Consider the following 19,333-nt stretch of genomic DNA (forward strand, 5'->3'; position numbering starts at 1 on the left):
GATAAGGCCAAACCATGAGTACCACTTTGTCCACCGAATACGATCCGGTTCTCATCGCCATCCTGCAGCGGCAGCTTGATCACATCAGCCTGCAGATGGGAATGATCATGATCCGCACCGCGCGAAGCCCAATATTTAGCCAGAGCCATGATTTCTCATGCTTTCTGAGCAATGCAAGAGGTGAAACGGTCGCGCAGGCCGACGGACTGCCGATTCATTCCGGCAGTGGCGGATTCGCCGTCCGCGCAGTCTTGAGGGATTTCGCGGACCGCATCGAGCCGGAAGACGTTTTCATTCTAAGCGATCCCTATGCCGCAGGCGGGAATCATCTGCCTGATTGGACCCTTATCCGCCCCGTCTTCGTTGATGGCGAACTGATGGGATTCTGCAGCAACCGCGCCCACCAGTCCGATATCGGTGGTGGCGCCGCAGGCACCTACAATGCGAAGGCAACCGAAATCTTCCATGAGGGGATTCGATTGCCCGTTCTCAAGTTGATAGAAAGAGGAAAGCTACGGGACGACCTTTGGCGCATGCTGCTCCTTAACTCGCGTTGCCCGGACCTTTTAGAAGGCGATCTCGGCGCCATGATAGGCTCGACGCGCATCGGAGCGCAGCGTCTGGCCGATATCATCGCTCAGCATGGCGTCAAAAACGGGAATGCCTATCTCGAAGCTGTTCTTGATTATGGCGAGCGGCGGATGCGCCAGGCCATTTTGGAACTTCCAAACGGCACTTGGGAAGCATCGGATATCAGCGACACCGACTGCTTCGAGCTCGTAGACATCGAAACTCGCGTGAAGCTGATTATCGACGAGGACGTGATCACATTTGATTTCACCGGGACGTCGCCGCAGATCAAAGGCTTCAAAAATAGTGGTATCGCCAACACTCATTCGGCTGTCTATTGCGCTCTTTCCGCGTTTCTGGACCCCGCGATTCCGCACAATGAGGGCGCCTATCGTTGCGTGAAGATCATGGCGCCAGAGGGTACGGTCGTGAACGCTTTGCCGCCGGCCCCGATGACGATGAACACGGTGTTTCCGGCGATCGACATTATGAACGCGTGCTGGGGTGCGCTAGCGCAAGCCGATCCCGACCGCGCCTGCGCGGGCTGGGGCAAATCGGTATTCGGCATTTCGTCCGGCAAGAAGCCCTCCGGCGGCGTCTTTGTTCTTTATCACTGGCATGGCAGTTCCGGTGGTGGCGCAGTGAAAGGGCGGGATGGCTTTCCCACTTCCAGCCACCAGATGACGCTCGGCGGAATGTTCATTCCGAACGTGGAAACGTATGAGCAATCTTATCCGATCCGCGTGCATCGCTACGAGATGCGCTGCGATACCGGCGGGGCTGGCCAGTATCGCGGTGGAACCGGCGTTGACTACGTGGTCGATGTGCTGGCCGGCGGTGAGCATCTGCTGCGAGGAGAAGGCGCTCGCAAACAGACCGGCGCTGGCGTCAATGGCGGTCAATGGGGTGCGAAGGGATCGATAAAAGCCTTCGATCTAGCGACCGGCGAAGAACTTGCCTGCCCCCCATATGGGGTCGAGGAGGTCGAACCGTTCCACCTTGTGATCGAGGCTTCAGCCGGCGGCGGTTGGGGACACCCGCACGAGCGTGACCCCGAGGCTGTTTTGCGCGACGTCCGCGATGGCGTCGTGTCTCGGCATGCAGCGCTACAGACATATGGTGTCGAGGTCTCGGAAGATGGGAAATCCGTTCGGTCGACCGAAGCGAGACGACAGACGTCAGGCGTTCAGCCTTATGTCCACTGAGCGTCGTTTTGAACTTCCAGACGATCGTTTGCGGATCCCAAATGTAAGTCGGACAACCGGTGATGCACCGGGCGGACGCCTGTCCGCCGTACAAAGGCAAGGGAGTTAAAATGAGCAAAAAGCGCGCGATGGATATTCTTCGTGAGTATCACGACGCCTGGTCGAGCGGAGATGTCGAGGCTGGTTGCAGCTTCTATGCTGATAATCTGATCGTTCACATGGGCGGCACACATCCTGTTCTTTCCGGTGACTTCCATGGGGCCAATGGCTTTGTCGAAGGCTGGGTGAACAAGGTCGCGGCTTACACTGACAAGTGGATCGTGGGCGGCGAGGCTGGCCATGACGAGGTTATCGCGGAGTCGGATGACGCGATTCTAATCATGGTTCATGAGATTTGGGCGCGTGGTGACAAGCAGGTCCGCACCGACCGCCTTGCGGCCTATCGTTTCGAGAATGAGAAGATCGTGGAATGCTGGTTCTGCGACATGCGCCAGGCGGAAGTCGACCACTTCTTCGCTGATGTTCGGTAGAGGTCAGAGGCAGGCGATCATCGGTCGTTGATCGTCGGTTTCGCGAGGTCGAGCTTCTTAACTGCCTCTGTGACCAGCGTCACATTGAAAGAGGGGCTGTGATAAGCCGCTGGATTCTCGTGATCCGGTATGGCGCACGGACCCGAGGGCGACACTCTCTCGGCGGTGCGGGCAGACTTAAGATTGGGGGAAAGAGCCATGCCCGATTTTATCGTAGTAGGTGGAGGATCCGCAGGATGTGCGATAGCGGGCCGCCTGAGTGAGGATCCGGACGTGTCCGTGACGTTGTTCGAGGCGGGACCAAGGGACAGTAGTATCTGGATCCGTTTCCCTGTGACGTTCTACAAATCCTTCAAGAGCTCTTTGCTTCACTGGTACAAGATCGAAAAGCTGAAGCATCAGAACGATCTTGAAACACAAGTCGGGCAAGCGCGGGTTTTGGGCGGCGGTAGTTCGCTCAACGCGATGATCTATATTAGGGGAGCGCCTGAAGATTACGACCGTTGGGCGGCGCACGGGGCAGAAGGCTGGGGCTACAAGGATGTTCTTCCGTATTTCCGCAAGGCGGAAAACAACGAAGTATATTCAAACGATGCACATGGGCAGGAGGGGCCTTTAAGCGTCTCTAACCAGCAGCACACCCTTCCGCTGACCAAGGCCTGGGTAAAAGCCTGCCAGGAGGCAGGAATGCCCTACAATCCAGACTTCAATTCTGGACAGCTGCAGGGCGCGGGTTTGTATCAGTTGACCACCAAGAACGGTCGTCGATGCAGCTCGGCGGACGCCTATCTGCATACGGCGCGAAAGCGCCGCAACCTGAACATTGTCACGAACAAGCAGGTCACAAAGATCATTGTGGAAGGCGGTCGCGCTGTCGGTGTTCAGTACGTTGAGAACGGCCGTCTGATGACAATGCGTGCCGAACGTGAGGTCGTCGTTTCTTCAGGAGCCATCGGATCGCCCCGTCTTCTGCTGCTTTCTGGCATCGGGCCGGCATCCGATCTTCAGCGCGTCGGCGTCGATGTCGTACACGATCTTCCAGGCGTCGGTCAGAACCTGCAAGACCATACCGACTGTTTCCTGATCTACAACCTCAAATCAAACACGAGCTATGACAAGTACAAGAAGCTGCGGTGGCAGTTGGCTGCCGCCGCGCAATATGCGATGTTCGGGAGTGGCCCGATCACGTCGAACATCTGCGAGGGCGGTGCCTTCTGGTGGGGAGATCGAACGGATCCCATTCCCGATCTGCAGTATCACTTCCTAGCTGGTGCCGGTATTGAGGAAGGCGTTGAGACCACGGCCAGCGGAAGTGGATGTACACTGAATGTGTATGCCTGCCGCCCAAAGTCTCGGGGGAGGGTTGCGCTTCGATCGTCAGACCCATCCGTTCCTCCACTCGTGGATCCTAATTACCTCAGTCATCCACACGACGTAGACCGCCTCGTTGACGGCATCCGGTTCGGTCAGGAGATTATGGCGCAGCCATCGATGCGGAAGTTCGTCAGCGAGGCGCATCTTCCCGAAAAGCCGCTCAAGACGCGTGCAGAATTTGAAGCCTTTGTCAGAAAGTACACGCAGGGAGCCTATCATCTAAGCGGCGCCTGCAAGATCGGAACCGACAAGATGGCAGTGGTGGATCCGCAATTGCGGGTCCATGGCATCGACGGTCTGCGGATCGCCGACACTTCCGTCATGCCGTTCGTCACGTCGGGCAATCTAAATGCACCTGCAATCATGATCGGCGAGCGCGCTGCCGATTTTCTGAAAGGGAATAGGATTTGAAGACCCTTTGTGCGCCTATCGTCCCCTGTCCGGAACGATGTGCGTAGAACGTTTTACGCCGTGGTCTTCGAGCATTCAGACGTTGTTACACTTGCTCTTGAACCGAAAGCACCTGTCCAGGTGGAGGAGAACCAATGAAACTCGTTTCCTTTGATTCAGCCGGCTCTTGGCGGCCAGGTGTGGTGCTGGGTTCGGCAGTCTTTGACGTGGAGATGCTCCTCAAAGGCGGCAGCAGCGCAGACACGCATCGAATCTCCTCTGTGCGTGACCTACTGCGCGAACACGGGGCAGCGCTTCCCAAGCTGTCGGAGCGTCTCATAGCGGCCGCCCGCGAGAAACCCCAGGCCCAGATAGGGTCACTTGATACCTTACGGCTTGGCCCACCCGTCATAGACCCGGCTAAAGTGCTCTGCATCGGTCTCAACTACAACGACCATGTTGCCGAGACCGGGCGGGCACTCCCTTCCCATCCGGATGTATTCGCGAAGTTCGCCAGCACATTGATTGGTCCGTATGACGAGGTGCGTTGCTCCAACATCACCCAAAACTTGGATTTTGAAGGTGAGCTTGCAATCGTTATTGGCCGGGAATGTCGCGCTGTCGCTGTCGAAAACGCGCTCGATTTCGTTGCTGGCGTGACGGTTTTGAATGACGTCACGGCACGCGATCTTCAGTATCGCGGAACACAATGGCTGCCAGGAAAGGCTGTCGATGCTTCCACGCCGTGCGGTCCAGCGCTCGTCACACTGGATGAGGCGGGAGACGTGCAAAATCTCGATATTGCGACCCGCGTGAACGGAGTCCAGGTCCAGTCCTCGAACACGCGTTATATGATCTTCCCGGTGCGAGAGTTGGTAACTTACATCTCGTACTTTCTGACACTCTCGCCAGGCGACATCATCACCACGGGCACGCCCCAGGGCATAGGAGCCAAGCGGCAACCTCCATTGTGGTTGAAGCCGGGCGACACAGTCGAGGTGGAACTTCAGCACGTCGGCGTGCTGCGCAACGTTGTCCGCTGACGGAAATGTCACGGCGACCACTCGAAAATGCTACAGGGCGTATTCATCCGAAGCAGGTGGCATCCGCCTTGGCTGGGGTTCTGCGTGATGCGGCTGATATCGCTTATCTCGCTCGCAGCGCATAAGCCACCAGCATAACGCAAAGTTCAAAGGAATGGGCCTCGAGCAATCAAGGGATTATCTCCATGAAAATCTTGGTAACGGTGAAGCGGGTCGTCGACTTCAACGTGAAGATCCGCGTGAAGGCGGACGGCACGGGCGTCGAACTTGCCAATGTCAAGATGTCGATGAACCCGTTCGACGAGATCTCGGTCGAAGAGGCGCTCAGGCTGAAAGAGGCCGGCAAGGCGAGCGAAGTCGTCGTCGTCTCGATCGGTCCGGCCAAGGCCGAGGAGACGCTTCGCACCGCGCTCGCCATGGGCGCCGACCGGGCGATCCTCGTCGAGACCGAGGACCAGGTCGAGCCGCTCGCCGTCGCCAAGATCGTCAAGAGTGTGGCCGAGGCCGAACAGCCGGGGCTGATCATTGTCGGCAAGCAGGCGATCGACGACGATTCCAACCAGACCGGCCAGATGCTGTCGGCACTGCTCGGCTGGCCGCAGGGCACCTTCGCCTCCAAGGTCGAGATCGGTGACGGCAAGGTCAATGTCACCCGCGAGGTCGATGGCGGGCTGCAGACGGTCGAACTGAAGCTGCCGGCGGTGGTGACCACCGACCTCAGGCTGAACGAGCCGCGCTATGCCTCGCTGCCGAACATCATGAAGGCGAAGAAGAAGCCGCTCGACAAGAAGACCCCGGCCGACTTCGGCGTCGACACCGCGCCCCGTCTCAAGGTGCTGAAGACGGAAGAGCCGTCGGGCCGCAAGGCCGGCATCAAGGTCAAATCGGTCGCCGAGCTCGTCGACAAGCTCAAGACCGAAGCCGGCGTCCTCTAGTTCATGCGTCCGGAAAGTGGGAACCGGTTTCCGGACAAACGCATGAACCACTTCAAAATCTTGGAGCTCCGATCCGCAGCGGGTTGTTGAGCTCATCGAAAGGGAGACCTTCATCATGGCCATTCTGCTTCTGGCTGGCCACGACAACACCCACCTTTCCGACCGGACCGCCAAGGCACTGACGGCGGCCAGCAAGATCGGTTCCGACGTGCATGTGCTCGTTGCCGGTTCCGGCGTCGAGGCCGTCGCTCAGCAGGCCGCCAAGCTCTCGGGCGTCGCCAAGGTGCTCGTCGCCGAGGATGCCTCGCTCGTCCACAACCTCGCCGAGCCGCTGGCAGCAACGATCGTCTCGCTCGCCGGCAACTATGATACGCTTGTCGCCGCCGCCACCTCGATCGGCAAGAACGTCATGCCACGCGTCGCGGCGCTGCTCGACGTCGCCCAGGTCTCGGAGATTATCGAGGTCGTCTCCGGCGACACCTTCAAGCGGCCGATCTATGCCGGCAATGCCATCCAGACGGTGCAGACGAGCGAAGCGAAGAAAGTCATCACCGTCCGCACCACAGCCTTCCCGTCTGCCCCCCAGGGCAGCACCTCAGCTGTCGTCGAGGAAATCTCGGCGACAGCCTTTTCTTCCGATCTGTCCAGGCATGTTTCCGACGCGCTGTCGTCGTCCGACCGCCCGGAGCTGACCTCGGCGAAGATCGTCATCTCCGGTGGCCGGGCGCTCGGCTCGTCGGAGAAGTTCAAGGAAGTCATCCTGCCGGTCGCCGACAAGCTCGGCGCCGCCGTCGGCGCTTCGCGCGCCGCCGTCGACGCCGGCTATGCCCCGAACGACTGGCAGGTCGGCCAGACCGGCAAGGTGGTCGCGCCCGATCTCTACATCGCCTGCGGCATCTCCGGCGCCATCCAGCACCTCGCCGGCATGAAGGATTCCAAGGTGATCGTCGCCATCAACAAGGACGAGGAGGCGCCGATCTTCCAGGTCGCCGACTACGCATTAGTCGCAGATCTTTTTGAGGCGATTCCGGAGCTGCAGGCGGCACTCGCGGCATAATTAGAATGATCGACTGTCACGGGCGGCGTAGTCGTTGACCTCCAGCGAATTGAAGCCGGACAGCTTTGAGTGACATCCATGACAAAGTCGTAAGCGATGTGCCGCTCACACCTGAGCGTCACAAATTCAGGATTCTGCATCAAATGTGCTGTACAAGCATGCGCCAGCCCTCACGAAACCTCAGTGTCTTGCCACTGATGGCGGCGTCCAGCTACCGTCGACCACGTTGGTCTTCGGCCAATAGGCTCGAAGGTATAGTGAGAATTCTGCATCCGGCGCTGGTAGCCAGTTATCCTCTTTGTCTTTGCCGGGTGAATTTTTTTGAACATATATTGTCAGCGAGCCGTCAGCGTTTTGCTTTAGCGTCTTGTTCTTCGTGCCCAGCGAAAATCGGTTGAGCGCGTTGGGAACGAAGAAGTGCTGCGCGTCATAAAGTGTCAGCGACCAGAAGCCGTCAACAGGCGGCGTGGCCCCCTTGGGGAAGGTTACGGTATAGCCATTTGCTCCATTGAGCCGCTTCCCGTCAGCACTAAGGTCTTGGTAGAAATACTTCGTCTCGGCAGGTGCGTTCACCAGGATATTGGATTTGGCGACCGCCGTCCGCGTAAAATAGTCGGTTCCGAAGGCGGCGTTGTTGCCGGTGGATGACCAGTGGCCGTCGAGCTGAATACCCCAGTTCCGGAACTGAAGAAGGGGATCGATCAGGTCCTTCTCCGCCTTGGCAGCCTCATCCACCATCGCTGCTTTTAGCGAAGGGTGCTTCCTCGCTGCGACGATCACAGCAGAGATTTGCGCATAACGGGCTTCCTCGCCGGGGAGAGGCGGTGCGTCCTCCATAACTTCAGGCAACTGGTCGAAGAACGTCTCGGGGAATACCCATTTCGTTTCTGCCGCGTTATCCCCGCCGCCGGGATTGCCAAGTGTCGGCAATTGACGCCAATCGTGCGTCTTCGCCTTCCCGTCGAATTCCGGGAGGGGGTAGATGTCAATACCTGCGATCAAGGGCTGGACGGCTTCGCGATCTTCAGCAGTGTCATCCATGAACACGCGCGGCACGACGAAAGCGGTATTCGTTTTCGCACGAAAGACCTTCGTGATCCCTTTCGGGACATCACCCCTCCAGTCGGGTCCGACCAGCAAATAAAAACCGGGCCGTGTCCCGTACATCGATCCGAGTTGCGCGAAGCTGTCAGTCCTCAGATCGACGATCTGGTAGACCCAGAAGCGGTCGCCGAAATCAGGCACCTGTACCACGACGGGGCTCTGCTCAAGCGCGGCTATACCAGCACCGTAGACGACGTCCTGGTTCGGGCAGGCCACCCAACGCTGCTCGGGCTTGATGTAATCGTGCAGCATCGACATGGTGTTCAACGGCGCGAAGGGCAGCACACCGTTCATAAGCCCCGGTTTCGGGGCCTTTTCAAAGGCGAGACGTCGATTGTAGATGTTGACCATCGGCCAGGCCCAGAAGTACGCGTCCCGGGCCACCATGCGGACGTACTGTTCGGTAATCTTGACATCACTGTCCGGCCCAGAGGGTAAAGACAGCGCCCAGCCTGGCGACATTGGCGGGGACTGGGCCGCTGCCCCGTGAGAGACGATCAAGGAACTGGCGAGGATGGTCGCCGCAAATAAGCCACTTCGTGCCATCGCACGCCTCCCATCATTGCTTATTGGTCATGCCTTCCGGTCGCCTTCCAACGAAGGCCGATCGCCCCGGGAATTTACTGCTTCATCTTGATCAATGCCGGTGGCCAGTAGGTCCCATTGGCGACGCCGTCTTGCGGCCCGTAATAGCGGAAGGTGAGTCGGTATCTTTGGCCACGCGGCGTCGGCAGCCAGTTTCCGTCAGGGGCGTCCTTCGGCTTTTCAGCCGCGAAGTAGAGTGTCAGAGAGCCGTCCGCACCATATTGCGGGTTCGTCGCCTCGTTCAGCAGATATCGCTTCATCGGGTTCGGGAGAACGCGAAACCGAGTGCTGTCGACGGCAATCACCGACCAGAAGTATTTCGCAAACCGCGAGGGAAGCGCGTCTTTGGGGAAGGTGAGCGTGTAGACGCTGTCGCCATTAAGTTCCGCGCCGCTCGCGTCGTTGCCGCCGCGATAATAAAGAACCTCGGGCTTTATGTTGGCCCAGAGGCCGCGATAGTTGACGAGCGTCCGCGTTAGATAATCGATGCCGTACTCGCCGACAACACCTGGCCGTGCCCAGCCGTTGCTGACCTTGCCATGCCCGATGATCGACCCGGCCTTTGCGATTTCAGGAATGGCGACGGTCTTGATGATGGTATCGGCCCGCTTGCGGGTGTCCGGATGATCCTTGATCTCGGCAGCGATCTCGCGCACACGGGCTGCCATGGGTTCCAGTCCCGGATTGATGTCGGGATCGCTAGATAGAGCGGCATCGGCAGCATCGAAGGCTTCGACGCCGGGGAAGGTTTCGAGGTCGAAAATCGGGGTCTTCGGAATCTCGGGAAGCTTCGGCGTGCCGGTCGCCTTCAGCGAGAACTTGTGCTGCAGGGTCACCGCTCCATCCGTGTCCTTACCAAGGGCAACACGCGCAAGAATGCGGGCGTATTTCACCGGAAGGTCGATCCGCAGCGTGTCGTCGGGAAGGCTGACCTGCGCCCCGGAAAGGCAGACAGCGAAGTCTCCGAATGGCCTTCCGGGGAAAATACGCTCGTTGATATTGGCGAGCGTCTCGCCCCAGCCGTTGAGGAACTGGACGACATAGTAGCGGTCCTTGACCTCGGGCACGGTGACTATCGTGCAACTGGTCTCATCGACAGCCACCCAGGCCTCCGAATAGGCGACGTCGAGATTGGGATTGGGCCAGTCGACGGCACCGGGCTTGCGATGCACGAACGAGTTCCACTGGAATCCATCCTGAAAATCAAGCTGCTGTTGGCGTGTGACATAGAGGCGGCCCAATAAATAGATGTAAGCCTGACTGATCTCTTCGTCGTTCAGGCTGCTGGCTGCGTTTGCCGGAGCGGCGAGCATCGTACTAATTGCAAGGGCAAGGCTTATCGATAATTTTGCGCAATTCGGCATGATAGCTTTCCCTGTTTAACGCGCCTTTTGACGAGAACCAGAGACGGCCGTCGCTGCCGTCACAGCACTCATGCGTATTCAGGCCTCGACGCTCAGAAATGAAAGACCAATCCAAGGATCGGGCCGTGCTCGACAATGTCGTTCGTCAGGCTTCCGTTCGAATAATCTACCCCAACCGCCCTGTAGCCGAGCACCGCCGAGACAGAGTCCTTGATCTCGTATCCGACGCCGCCCATCACGTCCCAGTCGAGGTCGGCACCGCCAGCACCAACAAGCCCCCATCCCGTCAGGTAAAATCGAGGAGTGAGCGAGTAGACACCTCTGAAGCCCGCAAGTCCATCCACCCATGTCGCGTCGTCGCGGGCTGACACGCCGCCGAGCGGCCCGCCTCGAAAAGTGATCGTCGTCTCCGTCGACCAAAGCTTTGCTCCTCCGACCACGTCCAGACGGCTCTGATCATCGCCGAGCACAGTGTAACCAATGCCGAGCATTGCGGTGAATGTCTCTTGCTTCAACGCGACCGAGTCCGCAAATACGCTCCTCGGTGTCGCAGAGTCGCTTGTGATGCGGGCATATGAGATGTCGGTCAGAACGCTGAAGCGGCCGTACCGCGCTTCGCCTGCCGCCATCATGCCGAAGTCGATATCCTTCAGGATGTCGCCAAAGCTCTCCTCGATGTGGACCTCGGGCAATCCGAAGACCGCCGTGTCGCCGCTAATGCCGGCTGCCCAGAAGTAGGGAGAGAAAGAGAACGTCAGATGATCCGGCTGCTCTTCAACCGGGCGTGGAGCGGTTGCTGGTAGAAGATCAGCCCCGTAAGCGAAAGGCGTGAGCGTTGAGAAATACCAAAAGAAAAAATAGACGGCCTTTTTGGCTGATGGCGATATCGCGTTTATCCGCGAAGCAACCGTTCTGCCGTGCCGCTCGTTCGAACTTGCTGAACTCCATCGGACGCTCCCCACCGTCGTTGCAACCACAGCTTCGGCAAGAAGCTATCCGACAGTCGGTCGAATGTCGAAAAGAATGATGCCCTTCGTTGCGTGCATGGAGTTCACCTCCAGCTTACGGCAAATGCCCTTGCCGAGCAGAAATGTCAGTTTCGGGGCCGCCAGCAGTCATTGGTGGCACTTGCACCGGAATGCCGGATAATTCCACGGTAACAGTTCAACGATCCGGCTCTGCCCTGTGGCCTTTGACGATGGCGGTGAGCGTGCTGGTCAGGTAGGCCTGCGGATCAACGGCATTGAGTTTGCAGGTTTCAACGAGCGAGGCGATGGTCGCCCAGTTTTCGGCCCCGGCGTCGTGGCCTGCGAAGAGCGCGTTCTTCCGCTTGACGCTGTTGTTGTCGATCTCAATGCGACCGTCGGTCAGGAAGATGCAGAGGCCGTCCCAGTATTTGGCGATGTAGGCCAGAGCCTCGCCAAGCGGCGATTTGGCAGCGACGCGGGCACGATGATGCGCGAGCCAGATTTGCATATCGGAGATCAGCGACGCTGATCGCTCCTGCCTTCCACCCAGGAGGACATCCGGGTCGAGGCCGCGCAGTTCTGCCTCGATTCGGTATAGTTCGCCGATCCACCTCACGCCGTCTTCGGCAATGGGCGCAGGTCCGTTGCGGGTGATCGCCATCAGCTTGCGACGCGCGTGTGCCCAGCAATAGTCAAGCCGAATGTCGGGGCCGATACGGGCCGGCGCGATCAGGCGATTGTATCCGGCATAACCGTCGACCTGCAGAACCCCTGAGAAGCCCTGCAATATCCGTTCGGCATGCTGCCCTCCGCGACCGGGCGCATAGGTGAAGGCAACGCCCGGCGGAGCCCCGCCGCCCCATGGTCGGTCGTTACGCGCCAGCGCCCAGAAGTATCCGGTCTTGGTTTTGCGGGAGCCAGGATCGAGGACCGGGGCACGGGTCTCGTCCATGAACAGCTTGGTTGAGCGCTTCAGGTGGGTGATCAGCGCATCAAAGACGGGACGCAGTTCAAAGGCTGCCCGGCCGACCCAATCGGCAAGCGTGGACCGGTCAAGATCAATGCTCTGACGGCTCATGATCTGCGCCTGCCGATAAAGCGGCAGATGATCGGCGTATTTGGAGACCAGCACATGCGCGACCATGGCTTCCGTCGGCAAGCCAGTCTGGATCAACCGGGCCGGAGCCGGGGCCTGGACGACGCCGTCGGTGCAGGCGCGGCATGCAGATTTGGGACGACGGGTGACAATGACGCGGACCTGCGCCGGGATCACATCCAGCCTCTCGGACCGATCCTCGCCGAAGCAATGCAGGCAGCCGCCGCAGGCGCAGATCAGGCTTTCCGGCTCGATCACCTCTTCAATTCGTGGGAGATGGTCAGGAAGTGAGCCGCGATTGGCCGCTCGTGGCTTCGTGGATCGCTTGCCTGGAGGAGCATCGGCTTCCTCCTCAACCCGGAGGGCCGCAATCGCCGTTTCCAGGTCTTCCAGCGCGAGATCGAATTGCTTTGGATCGGTCTTCTCGGATTTGCGCCCGAAGGTCGCCTGCTTGAAGGCGGCAACCAGTCTTTCCAGTCGTTCGATCCGCTCGTCCTTGCGAACTTCACGCGCTTCCGCTGCGATCAGCATCGCCTTCAGGGCGGCAATGTCATCTGGCAGGTCGACGGCGTCCAGGCATGCGCCGGGTCTACCAAATTTGGCCTCGGCTTACCTCTGCAATTTGCCACCCGAGTCATCGTGCCGCAGTTACTCGACGGCCTGCGGCGCTCTCGTCTGGACAGCGCGGACGCGACGCCAGTCCAGGCCCGCAAACAGGGCTTCGAACTGGGCATGGCTCAGGGTCATCAAACCGTCCTTGACCTCGCTTGGGCTGTCTCCTGAGCGTCCGCGCGGCGGCGCGATCAAATCCGCAAACTGCTTCCCAAACAACCTGCACCGATGACCGAGAAAAGCAACCGCTCACTTTGCCTTCGGACGGCACGGTATCAACGTATCAGCTGCTTTTTGACGGGCGTCTACCTTTCTTGGGAGCGCCCGACAGGAGGTACTCACCGGAGTTCACCAGAAAGCGCTCATTTTCGCGAATTCTGCGTTGTGCCACTTCACCGAGCCGGCTGATTGTCAACGCCGCAAGGATGTTGACAATCGCTATTGCTCCTAGTGTGGATTCGGGGAATGCCCGGCCGGACGTCTGTGCCACGAAATGTAATGGCCCCGCAAACTTGCTGATGGGCGCGGCGAAACTGTCAGTGATGGCAATTACTTGCGCCCCCGACAGCGAGGCCTTCTCGGTCAACCTGTGAACCAGTCGGTTGAAGGGCGCAAAGGTCACCGCTACGAAGGCGTCATCAGGCTTGATATCTTCCAGAGCTCCTTCGGGCGCTCCTCCAGGAGTGTCCAGCAGAACTATGTTCGGCCGAGCCTTTTGCAGGGTGTAGGCAAGGGTAAAAGCAGGCGTAAACGCCGTTCGCCGGCCTATGACATAAACTTTTGGGGCACGGGCCAGCAGCTCCACGGCGCTCTCAAGCCTTTCTTCTGACAGATGCGCTCTTGCCTGTTCAACGATCGCTTGCTCGGTTGCGAAGAAGGAATCGACGAAAGCCTTGAGCCCCGGGCTTTTGCCCATTTCTTCTATGAGTGTTTGCGCGCTCAAGACATTGCGGTTTATGGATTGGCGATCCCGTTGATGGCGCTCCGGTGTCGTATCGATAAACTGCTGCCGCAATTCACCGTAACCCGCCAATCCCAACTTTTGAGCCAGCCTCACGAGGCTGACCGGCTGGATCCTAGCTCGCCGCGCAACCTCCCGCATCGAATGAAATGGGATCTCATCCGCATTGTTGATAACATAATGGGCTGCATCCACCGTCTGCCCAGAGAGTTCGACACATATCTTTTTGATGCGATCGATGAGTTCTAGTCTAGTCAATCAGTCTCTCCGGCACGCACCGAGTGTCGCGTTTCCAAGGCGGATCAGTTTCCGGCAACTGCCGGAAGAAGCAAAGAATAACTGCCATATTTCGGGCAGCACCTGCAACGCAAGGTTCTTGTCCTCGGCTGATATAATGCATGTTTCATTAGGCGTCTTTGCTATCCCGCCGACCGCGTGCGGGAAAACGAGCAACGATCATACGACTGAAGGCCGGGCAGCCGGCACCTGCTCGAGATTGCTGCACAATCAAGGACCTGATTGCTCATACAGCCCGACAGTAGCGCACCGCGGGCCGGTTCCTTCTGATATAAGTGGCATAGATCATCGCCGGCGTGATGGGGCTGGAGCCGTGCTCACACTCCCCACGCGATCTATGGAGGCGTTTGGCTGATCAGACTGCGACGACAAAATCGCGCGCGACATCGCGATGGCGCGCGCGGTGCACGCTTCGAGATCGCTGCCTGGTCCTGACCAGTCGCACCATGACCTGACGCCATCGAGCAGCTTCATGATGGCGCGCGCCGAAACCTCACAATTGTTGTAGCCCATTTCGCAGGCCGCTGCCTCGTATATTTGCACACACAATTGCAGCCAGTGCTCAATTTCCTGCCGAATTCCTGGCTGCAGGAAACCGCAAATACGATCCGTGGCAACGAGTATGTCCCATAGATCGCTTTCTGGAAGCTCTAGCTGACGCTTAACATGCGTCCGGACCAGGCTGTCCCAAAATTCGCTCGCGCCGGCGCTGTTCTCGACAGCGCTGAGGATCGCGGAACCCCAGCAGTGATAATGCCACCGCAGCGTTTGGGCGACGATTTCATCTCGCCCGTCCGGAAAATGGAAATAGATACTGGACGCCTTCACATCGAGAGCCTTGGCAAGCCCTCTCATCGTTACGCCAGAGAAACCTTGCGTTGTTGCAAGTTCGAGAAAAGCTTCAAGAACTTGGCGACGCCCGTTGGTCAATTTGCTCCAGTCAAATTGATCGAGGTGGCGGCGCATTTCATCACACGCTTGCTGAACTCGAGTCGGCAGGGTCATCTACAGGTTCCTAACAATGGCGGCTTTGAGCCTCAGCTAACAAGGCTGCTTACCGCCTCCTCTATATGTATGTCTCGGCTCATGCAATTCTTAGGAGGCCGCCAGCTTCCACGGCAGCCGAAGGCTGGCATGTAAACGATGACATCCGAAAAATGTTGACTCCTGACGCGATTTGGAGTCATCTAACTGCCGTTAGTTAGATAATAAAAGGGGTTCCAGAAAAATGTTCGACAAAATGCCGCATTCGGCTACTCGCCGCACGGTCCTGAAAGCGGGTGGTGCCATCGCTGCCACCTCGCTCCTTGCGCCGGCAATCATTCGAAACGCTTGGGCAGACGAGGAACCGATCACCCTGCTCACCTGGGAGACCTACCATGAGCCGGACTGGATCGCAGAATGGGAAGCTGCTAACGGCGGTGTTAAGGTAAAGCCGGTTATCATCTCTTCGCTCGACGAAGTATTCGCACAACTCCAATCCGGCGCCGTGAAGCCCGACGTCGTCTATTCCGAGGCGTCCACGGCCGGGCGCCTCAAGAGGGCAGGCCAAATCGCCCCATTCGATATCTCGAAGGTCCCAAACGTCACAAATGTCCTTCCGGGCCTGAATTGGAAGGAGCCCCTCTCGGTTGAGGGCGCCCTCATGGGTATCCCGCTCCACTGGGGCACGCAGCCGCTTCAGTACAATGCCGATCAGATCAAAGAGCCACCCACCACCTGGGGCGATCTGTGGGACGAAACCTATAAGGGTAAGGTGACGACGTTCGATGACGCCACTGTCAACATTCCGATGGTCGCGCTCTACGTTGGGGCCAAGGATCCTTTCAACCTGACCGAGGAAGAGTTTACCAGCGTCACCGATGCGCTTCGCGCACTCCGGCAGCAGGTACGAGTGGTTACGCGAGGCTTTGACGACGCCGCCAACCTCTACGCGTCCGGTGAGGCGTTGATCGGCTACTGTCACAATGTCGCTGTTGTGAACTCCCTTAAGAAAAAGGGGATAAACTCCAGGTATTCGCTGCCCAAGGAAGGCACTCCTTCCTGGATCGAAGGCACATTTGTGACGCCGAAGGGGCAGCGGGATATCGTTTACAAGTTCCTGAATGACACGATGTCCCTGCCTTGGCAGGCGAGGTTCATGAAATTCTCGGGAAGCAACGGGATTCTCACCGGCGCCGACGCCCTCAAGGCCGGGCTTTCTGAGGAAGAGCTGAAGAACACCAACATCCCGGACTCCGAAGACCCGAACTTCAAGGACAATCTCGTATTCTTCCGTGAGCCGGAGGACGTCGAGCGCCGAATCCAGATCTGGAATGATTTCCTGGCCGGCACCCTTTGATGTCGGCGTAAATTAGCTCTGGAGACTGGCCATGGGAACACGTGAAACCGGCCCGGTACTTTCACTTGTCGGGGTATCAAAAACTTATGAGGGCGCACAAAAGCCGGCGCTCGAGAAGATATCGTTCTCGGTGAAGCAGGGAGAGTTTTTCTCGATACTTGGACCGAGCGGATCCGGCAAGACCACCATCCTCAGGACCGTTGCCGGTTTCGAAAAACCGGACAACGGCCAGATCGTAATGGACGGAGATGTGATGAATGCGGTCCCGCCTTTCAAGCGGGACGTTCGCACGGTATTCCAGAGTTACGCATTGTTCCCGCACCTCACGGTGCGGGAAAACGTTGAGTATCCTCTCCGCATGCGAGGCGAGCCAAAGGCAAGTCGTCGAAAGAAGGCCGAGGAAACGCTGTCGCTCGTCGAACTGTCGAGCTTCGCCGACCGGTTGCCGCACCAACTTTCGGGTGGACAACGTCAGCGAGCAGCTCTGGCGCGTTCGATAGTCTCTCGGCCAAAACTTCTTCTTCTGGACGAGCCCCTTGCCGCTCTCGATCTCCGCTTGCGCCAGCAGATGCAACATACATTGGTAGCCCTGCAAAAGGAGCTCGGGATCGCGTTCATGTACGTCACGCACGATCAGGGCGAAGCGCTGTCCATGTCCGACCGCGTTGTCGTCCTGCACGATGGCAAAATCGCCCAGCTAGCTACCCCGAGAGAAATTTATTTTGCGCCTCAGAACGAATTCGTCTCCAGATTCGTGGGGCGTTCGAACCTCGTCCCCATTCGTTTCGAGCCGGCGGGCAGCGGCTACGCCGGAACGATTGAGGGTACCAGGATTGCTGGCCTTACCTCCGAAAGAGGTGGAACAGCGCGGATGGCAATAAGGTACGAGGCGGTTCAAGTGAAGGCGCTGAACGGTGCCGACCGCTCGCCCGACGCAGTTCCCGGAATAGTCGAAGACGTCCTTTTCCTGGGGACGAACTGTGAGGTCAACGTCCGTTGCGGTGGTCTCAGTCTGATCGGAACCGTGCCAGCCGCGCGAGAGTCAACTTTCGTTGTAGGCCAACCGGTGCAGGTCGGCTTCGATCTCATAAACACGCAGGTGTTTTATGACTGATAGCATCGCGACAATGGCTGCTGACCGCAAAACGTTCCGGCGACGCTTGCCCCTGAAATTCAGTTTCGCAAGCGTTCCCGTGGTGGCTTGGCTTTTCCTCATCGTTGTTATGCCGAATCTCCTGCTTATAGGAACGAGCTTTCTCAAGTCGTCGGCGGGTGTCATTATCTTTGAACCCTCGCTGGCAAATTACGCGCGCATCTGGAATTCGGCGGGCTTCTGGGCGTTGCTGTGGCGCACGCTCTCGTTCAGTTTTATCGCGTGCGTATTCGCAACGATTATTGCATATCCGCTGGCCTTTTATGTTGGCAGGGTCGTAGGACGCAATAGAGCCCTGCTGACAATGCTTGTGGTCATTCCGCTGTGGATCAGTCTCCTCATGCGGATTTTTGCATGGCGGGTAATCCTCGGCCAGTCGGGAGTGCTCAATGCGGCCCTGGTGTCGAGCGGCATATTGGACGCGCCATCGGAGGCGTTTCTCTACAGCCCAACTGCAGTCGTTATCGTCTTCGCCTACATCTCTGTACCGTTCATCTTCATCTCGACCATGGGAGCGTTCGAGAAGATCCCGCGGGACCTCTTCGAAGCATCTGAAGACTCCGGCGCTACCGCCTTTCAGACCTTCGTCCATCTTGTCTGGCCGCTTACTCGCAGAAACCTGGCGATAGGCTTTTCACTGGCGTTTCTCGTGACTGTTGGCGACTTCGTCACTCCGGCAATGATCGGCGGAATCGATGGCACGACACTGGGAGTAGTTGTCTCTACTCAATTCGGATTTGCAAACAACTGGCCGTACGGCGCGGCCGTCGCCGTTACTCTGATGCTGAGCGTTGGTTTGCTCCTTGGCGTCATCATCGCCCTGTGTCCTTCCAAGGGGGTTATGGTAGGCGGAGAGTCTGATCAAGCAGTCGCGCCTGCGGCGAACCCCGCAACCCGCTTGGGTCGCCGCCTAGGCGCCCTTGGTTATGTCGCTGCGATTGCTTACCTGTACGCGCCGCTGGCCATCATTGTGCTGTTCTCGTTCAACTCCGCAAACTTGCAGGTTTTCCCGGTTCAGGGCCTGACGCTGCACTGGTACCACGAACTTCTTCAGGACCAGTCCCTGATCGAGGCTGCGAGGCGCTCTGTCGTGGTTGCTGCATGTGTCGTGTCGGTATCGGTCGTGGTCGGCACCGGGTTTGCCCTTGTCGTGCACTACGCCAGACTTAGGGGAGCGCGTTTCTACGAAATGGCGTTCGCCCTTCCAATCGCCACCCCCGGCGTCGTCCTAGGCATCGAGATGGTACTGGGGACGGAACTATTCGGTATTCCGTCAGGCATCACCAGAATTGTCGTTGGGCAGATGAGCTTTGTCATGCCAGTGACTCTGCTTCTATTGCTGGTCCGGCTGCGTCGCATCGATCCAAGCCTCATGGAAGCTTCGTTGGATCTTGGAGCAAACCGCTGGCAAAGCTTTGCCTACGTTTTGTTCCCCATGATCAGGGGAACCATCGTGGCCGGTGCGTTTCTCGGTCTCACCCTTTCAGCCGATGACGTGATGGTAACTCTGTTCCTGTCGGGTGGCTCACCGACTTTGCCGATCTGGGTGTTCAACCAGATGCGATTTGGTTTCACGCCTTCGGTCAACGCGGTTTTCTCGCTGCTCCTGCTTGCATGCTTGCTAACGGTTACGGCGGCGAGCTGGCGGAACGCTCTCAAGCGAGCTCGGGTGCCGAATTGAGGTTTTGTTTGTAGCTCGCAGCGGCGAAAGGTCCGCTCTTGGACGGCCATCTGCCGGAAAGGATCGC

General features: G+C 58.3%; 14 protein-coding genes and 1 pseudogene. 9 read left to right on the plus strand and 6 right to left on the minus strand.

The window, feature by feature from the left end:
- Positions 1-14: 14 nt before the first annotated feature.
- The 6 genes from M728_RS29155 to M728_RS29180 all read left to right on the plus strand — a co-directional run bounded on the left by M728_RS29155 (position 15) and on the right by M728_RS29180 (position 7,104).
- Positions 15-1,775 (plus strand): hydantoinase B/oxoprolinase family protein, encoded by a 1,761-nt coding sequence (locus M728_RS29155; RefSeq protein WP_026622487.1) that lies wholly within the window; start codon positions 15-17, stop codon positions 1,773-1,775.
- Between the two features lie 110 nt (positions 1,776-1,885).
- Positions 1,886-2,305, plus strand: a complete 420-nt coding sequence (locus M728_RS29160) for a nuclear transport factor 2 family protein (RefSeq protein ID WP_026622488.1) — start codon at positions 1,886-1,888, stop codon at positions 2,303-2,305.
- Between the two features lie 198 nt (positions 2,306-2,503).
- The gene (locus M728_RS29165) at positions 2,504-4,090 is read left to right on the plus strand and encodes a GMC family oxidoreductase (RefSeq protein WP_026622489.1); all 1,587 of its coding nucleotides are present in this window, start codon (positions 2,504-2,506) and stop codon (positions 4,088-4,090) included.
- Between the two features lie 134 nt (positions 4,091-4,224).
- Complete coding sequence (locus M728_RS29170; protein WP_026622490.1) at positions 4,225-5,112, plus strand: fumarylacetoacetate hydrolase family protein; 888 nt, start codon at positions 4,225-4,227, stop codon at positions 5,110-5,112.
- Positions 5,113-5,297: 185 nt separating this feature from the next.
- Entirely contained in the window at positions 5,298-6,047 is a 750-nt protein-coding gene (locus M728_RS29175; RefSeq protein WP_026622491.1) for an electron transfer flavoprotein subunit beta/FixA family protein, read from the plus strand.
- Positions 6,048-6,162: 115 nt separating this feature from the next.
- Positions 6,163-7,104: an electron transfer flavoprotein subunit alpha/FixB family protein gene (locus M728_RS29180; protein ID WP_026622492.1), complete on the plus strand. Its 942-nt coding sequence runs from the start codon at positions 6,163-6,165 to the stop codon at positions 7,102-7,104.
- A gap of 180 nt (positions 7,105-7,284) precedes the next feature.
- Here M728_RS29180 and M728_RS29185 read toward each other — a convergent pair whose 3' ends face one another.
- The 6 genes and pseudogenes from M728_RS29185 to M728_RS29210 form a co-directional block, all read right to left on the minus strand.
- The gene (locus M728_RS29185) at positions 7,285-8,754 is read right to left on the minus strand and encodes a DUF1254 domain-containing protein (RefSeq protein WP_026622493.1); all 1,470 of its coding nucleotides are present in this window, start codon (positions 8,752-8,754) and stop codon (positions 7,285-7,287) included.
- Positions 8,755-8,828: 74 nt separating this feature from the next.
- Positions 8,829-10,157: a DUF1214 domain-containing protein gene (locus M728_RS29190; RefSeq protein ID WP_026622494.1), complete on the minus strand. Its 1,329-nt coding sequence runs from the start codon at positions 10,155-10,157 to the stop codon at positions 8,829-8,831.
- A gap of 92 nt (positions 10,158-10,249) precedes the next feature.
- Positions 10,250-11,044, minus strand: coding sequence for a hypothetical protein (locus M728_RS29195; protein ID WP_084044648.1), 795 nt, complete (start codon positions 11,042-11,044; stop codon positions 10,250-10,252).
- Positions 11,045-11,272: 228 nt separating this feature from the next.
- Positions 11,273-12,752: pseudogene (locus M728_RS29200) on the minus strand (IS66 family transposase).
- Between the two features lie 364 nt (positions 12,753-13,116).
- A complete protein-coding gene (locus M728_RS29205) occupies positions 13,117-14,052 on the minus strand; it encodes a MurR/RpiR family transcriptional regulator (RefSeq protein ID WP_026622496.1) in 936 nt (311 codons plus the stop codon).
- A 324-nt stretch (positions 14,053-14,376) separates the two neighbouring features.
- Positions 14,377-15,096, minus strand: a complete 720-nt coding sequence (locus M728_RS29210; protein ID WP_026622497.1) for a TetR/AcrR family transcriptional regulator — start codon at positions 15,094-15,096, stop codon at positions 14,377-14,379.
- A 223-nt stretch (positions 15,097-15,319) separates the two neighbouring features.
- Between M728_RS29210 and M728_RS29215 the strand changes: the two genes are divergently transcribed.
- From M728_RS29215 to M728_RS29225, 3 genes are read left to right on the plus strand one after another with little or no spacing between them, the layout of a single operon-like run.
- Positions 15,320-16,432, plus strand: a complete 1,113-nt coding sequence (locus M728_RS29215; RefSeq protein WP_026622498.1) for an extracellular solute-binding protein — start codon at positions 15,320-15,322, stop codon at positions 16,430-16,432.
- 31 nt (positions 16,433-16,463) lie between these two features.
- Positions 16,464-17,546, plus strand: coding sequence for an ABC transporter ATP-binding protein (locus tag M728_RS29220; RefSeq protein ID WP_026622499.1), 1,083 nt, complete (start codon positions 16,464-16,466; stop codon positions 17,544-17,546).
- The gene (locus M728_RS29225) at positions 17,539-19,266 is read left to right on the plus strand and encodes an ABC transporter permease subunit (RefSeq protein WP_026622500.1); all 1,728 of its coding nucleotides are present in this window, start codon (positions 17,539-17,541) and stop codon (positions 19,264-19,266) included. The genes M728_RS29220 and M728_RS29225 overlap by 8 nt, the downstream gene beginning before the upstream one ends.
- The last annotated feature ends 67 nt before the right edge of the window (positions 19,267-19,333 follow it).

This window comes from Ensifer sp. WSM1721 (assembly GCF_000513895.2).
Classification (GTDB): domain Bacteria; phylum Pseudomonadota; class Alphaproteobacteria; order Rhizobiales; family Rhizobiaceae; genus Sinorhizobium.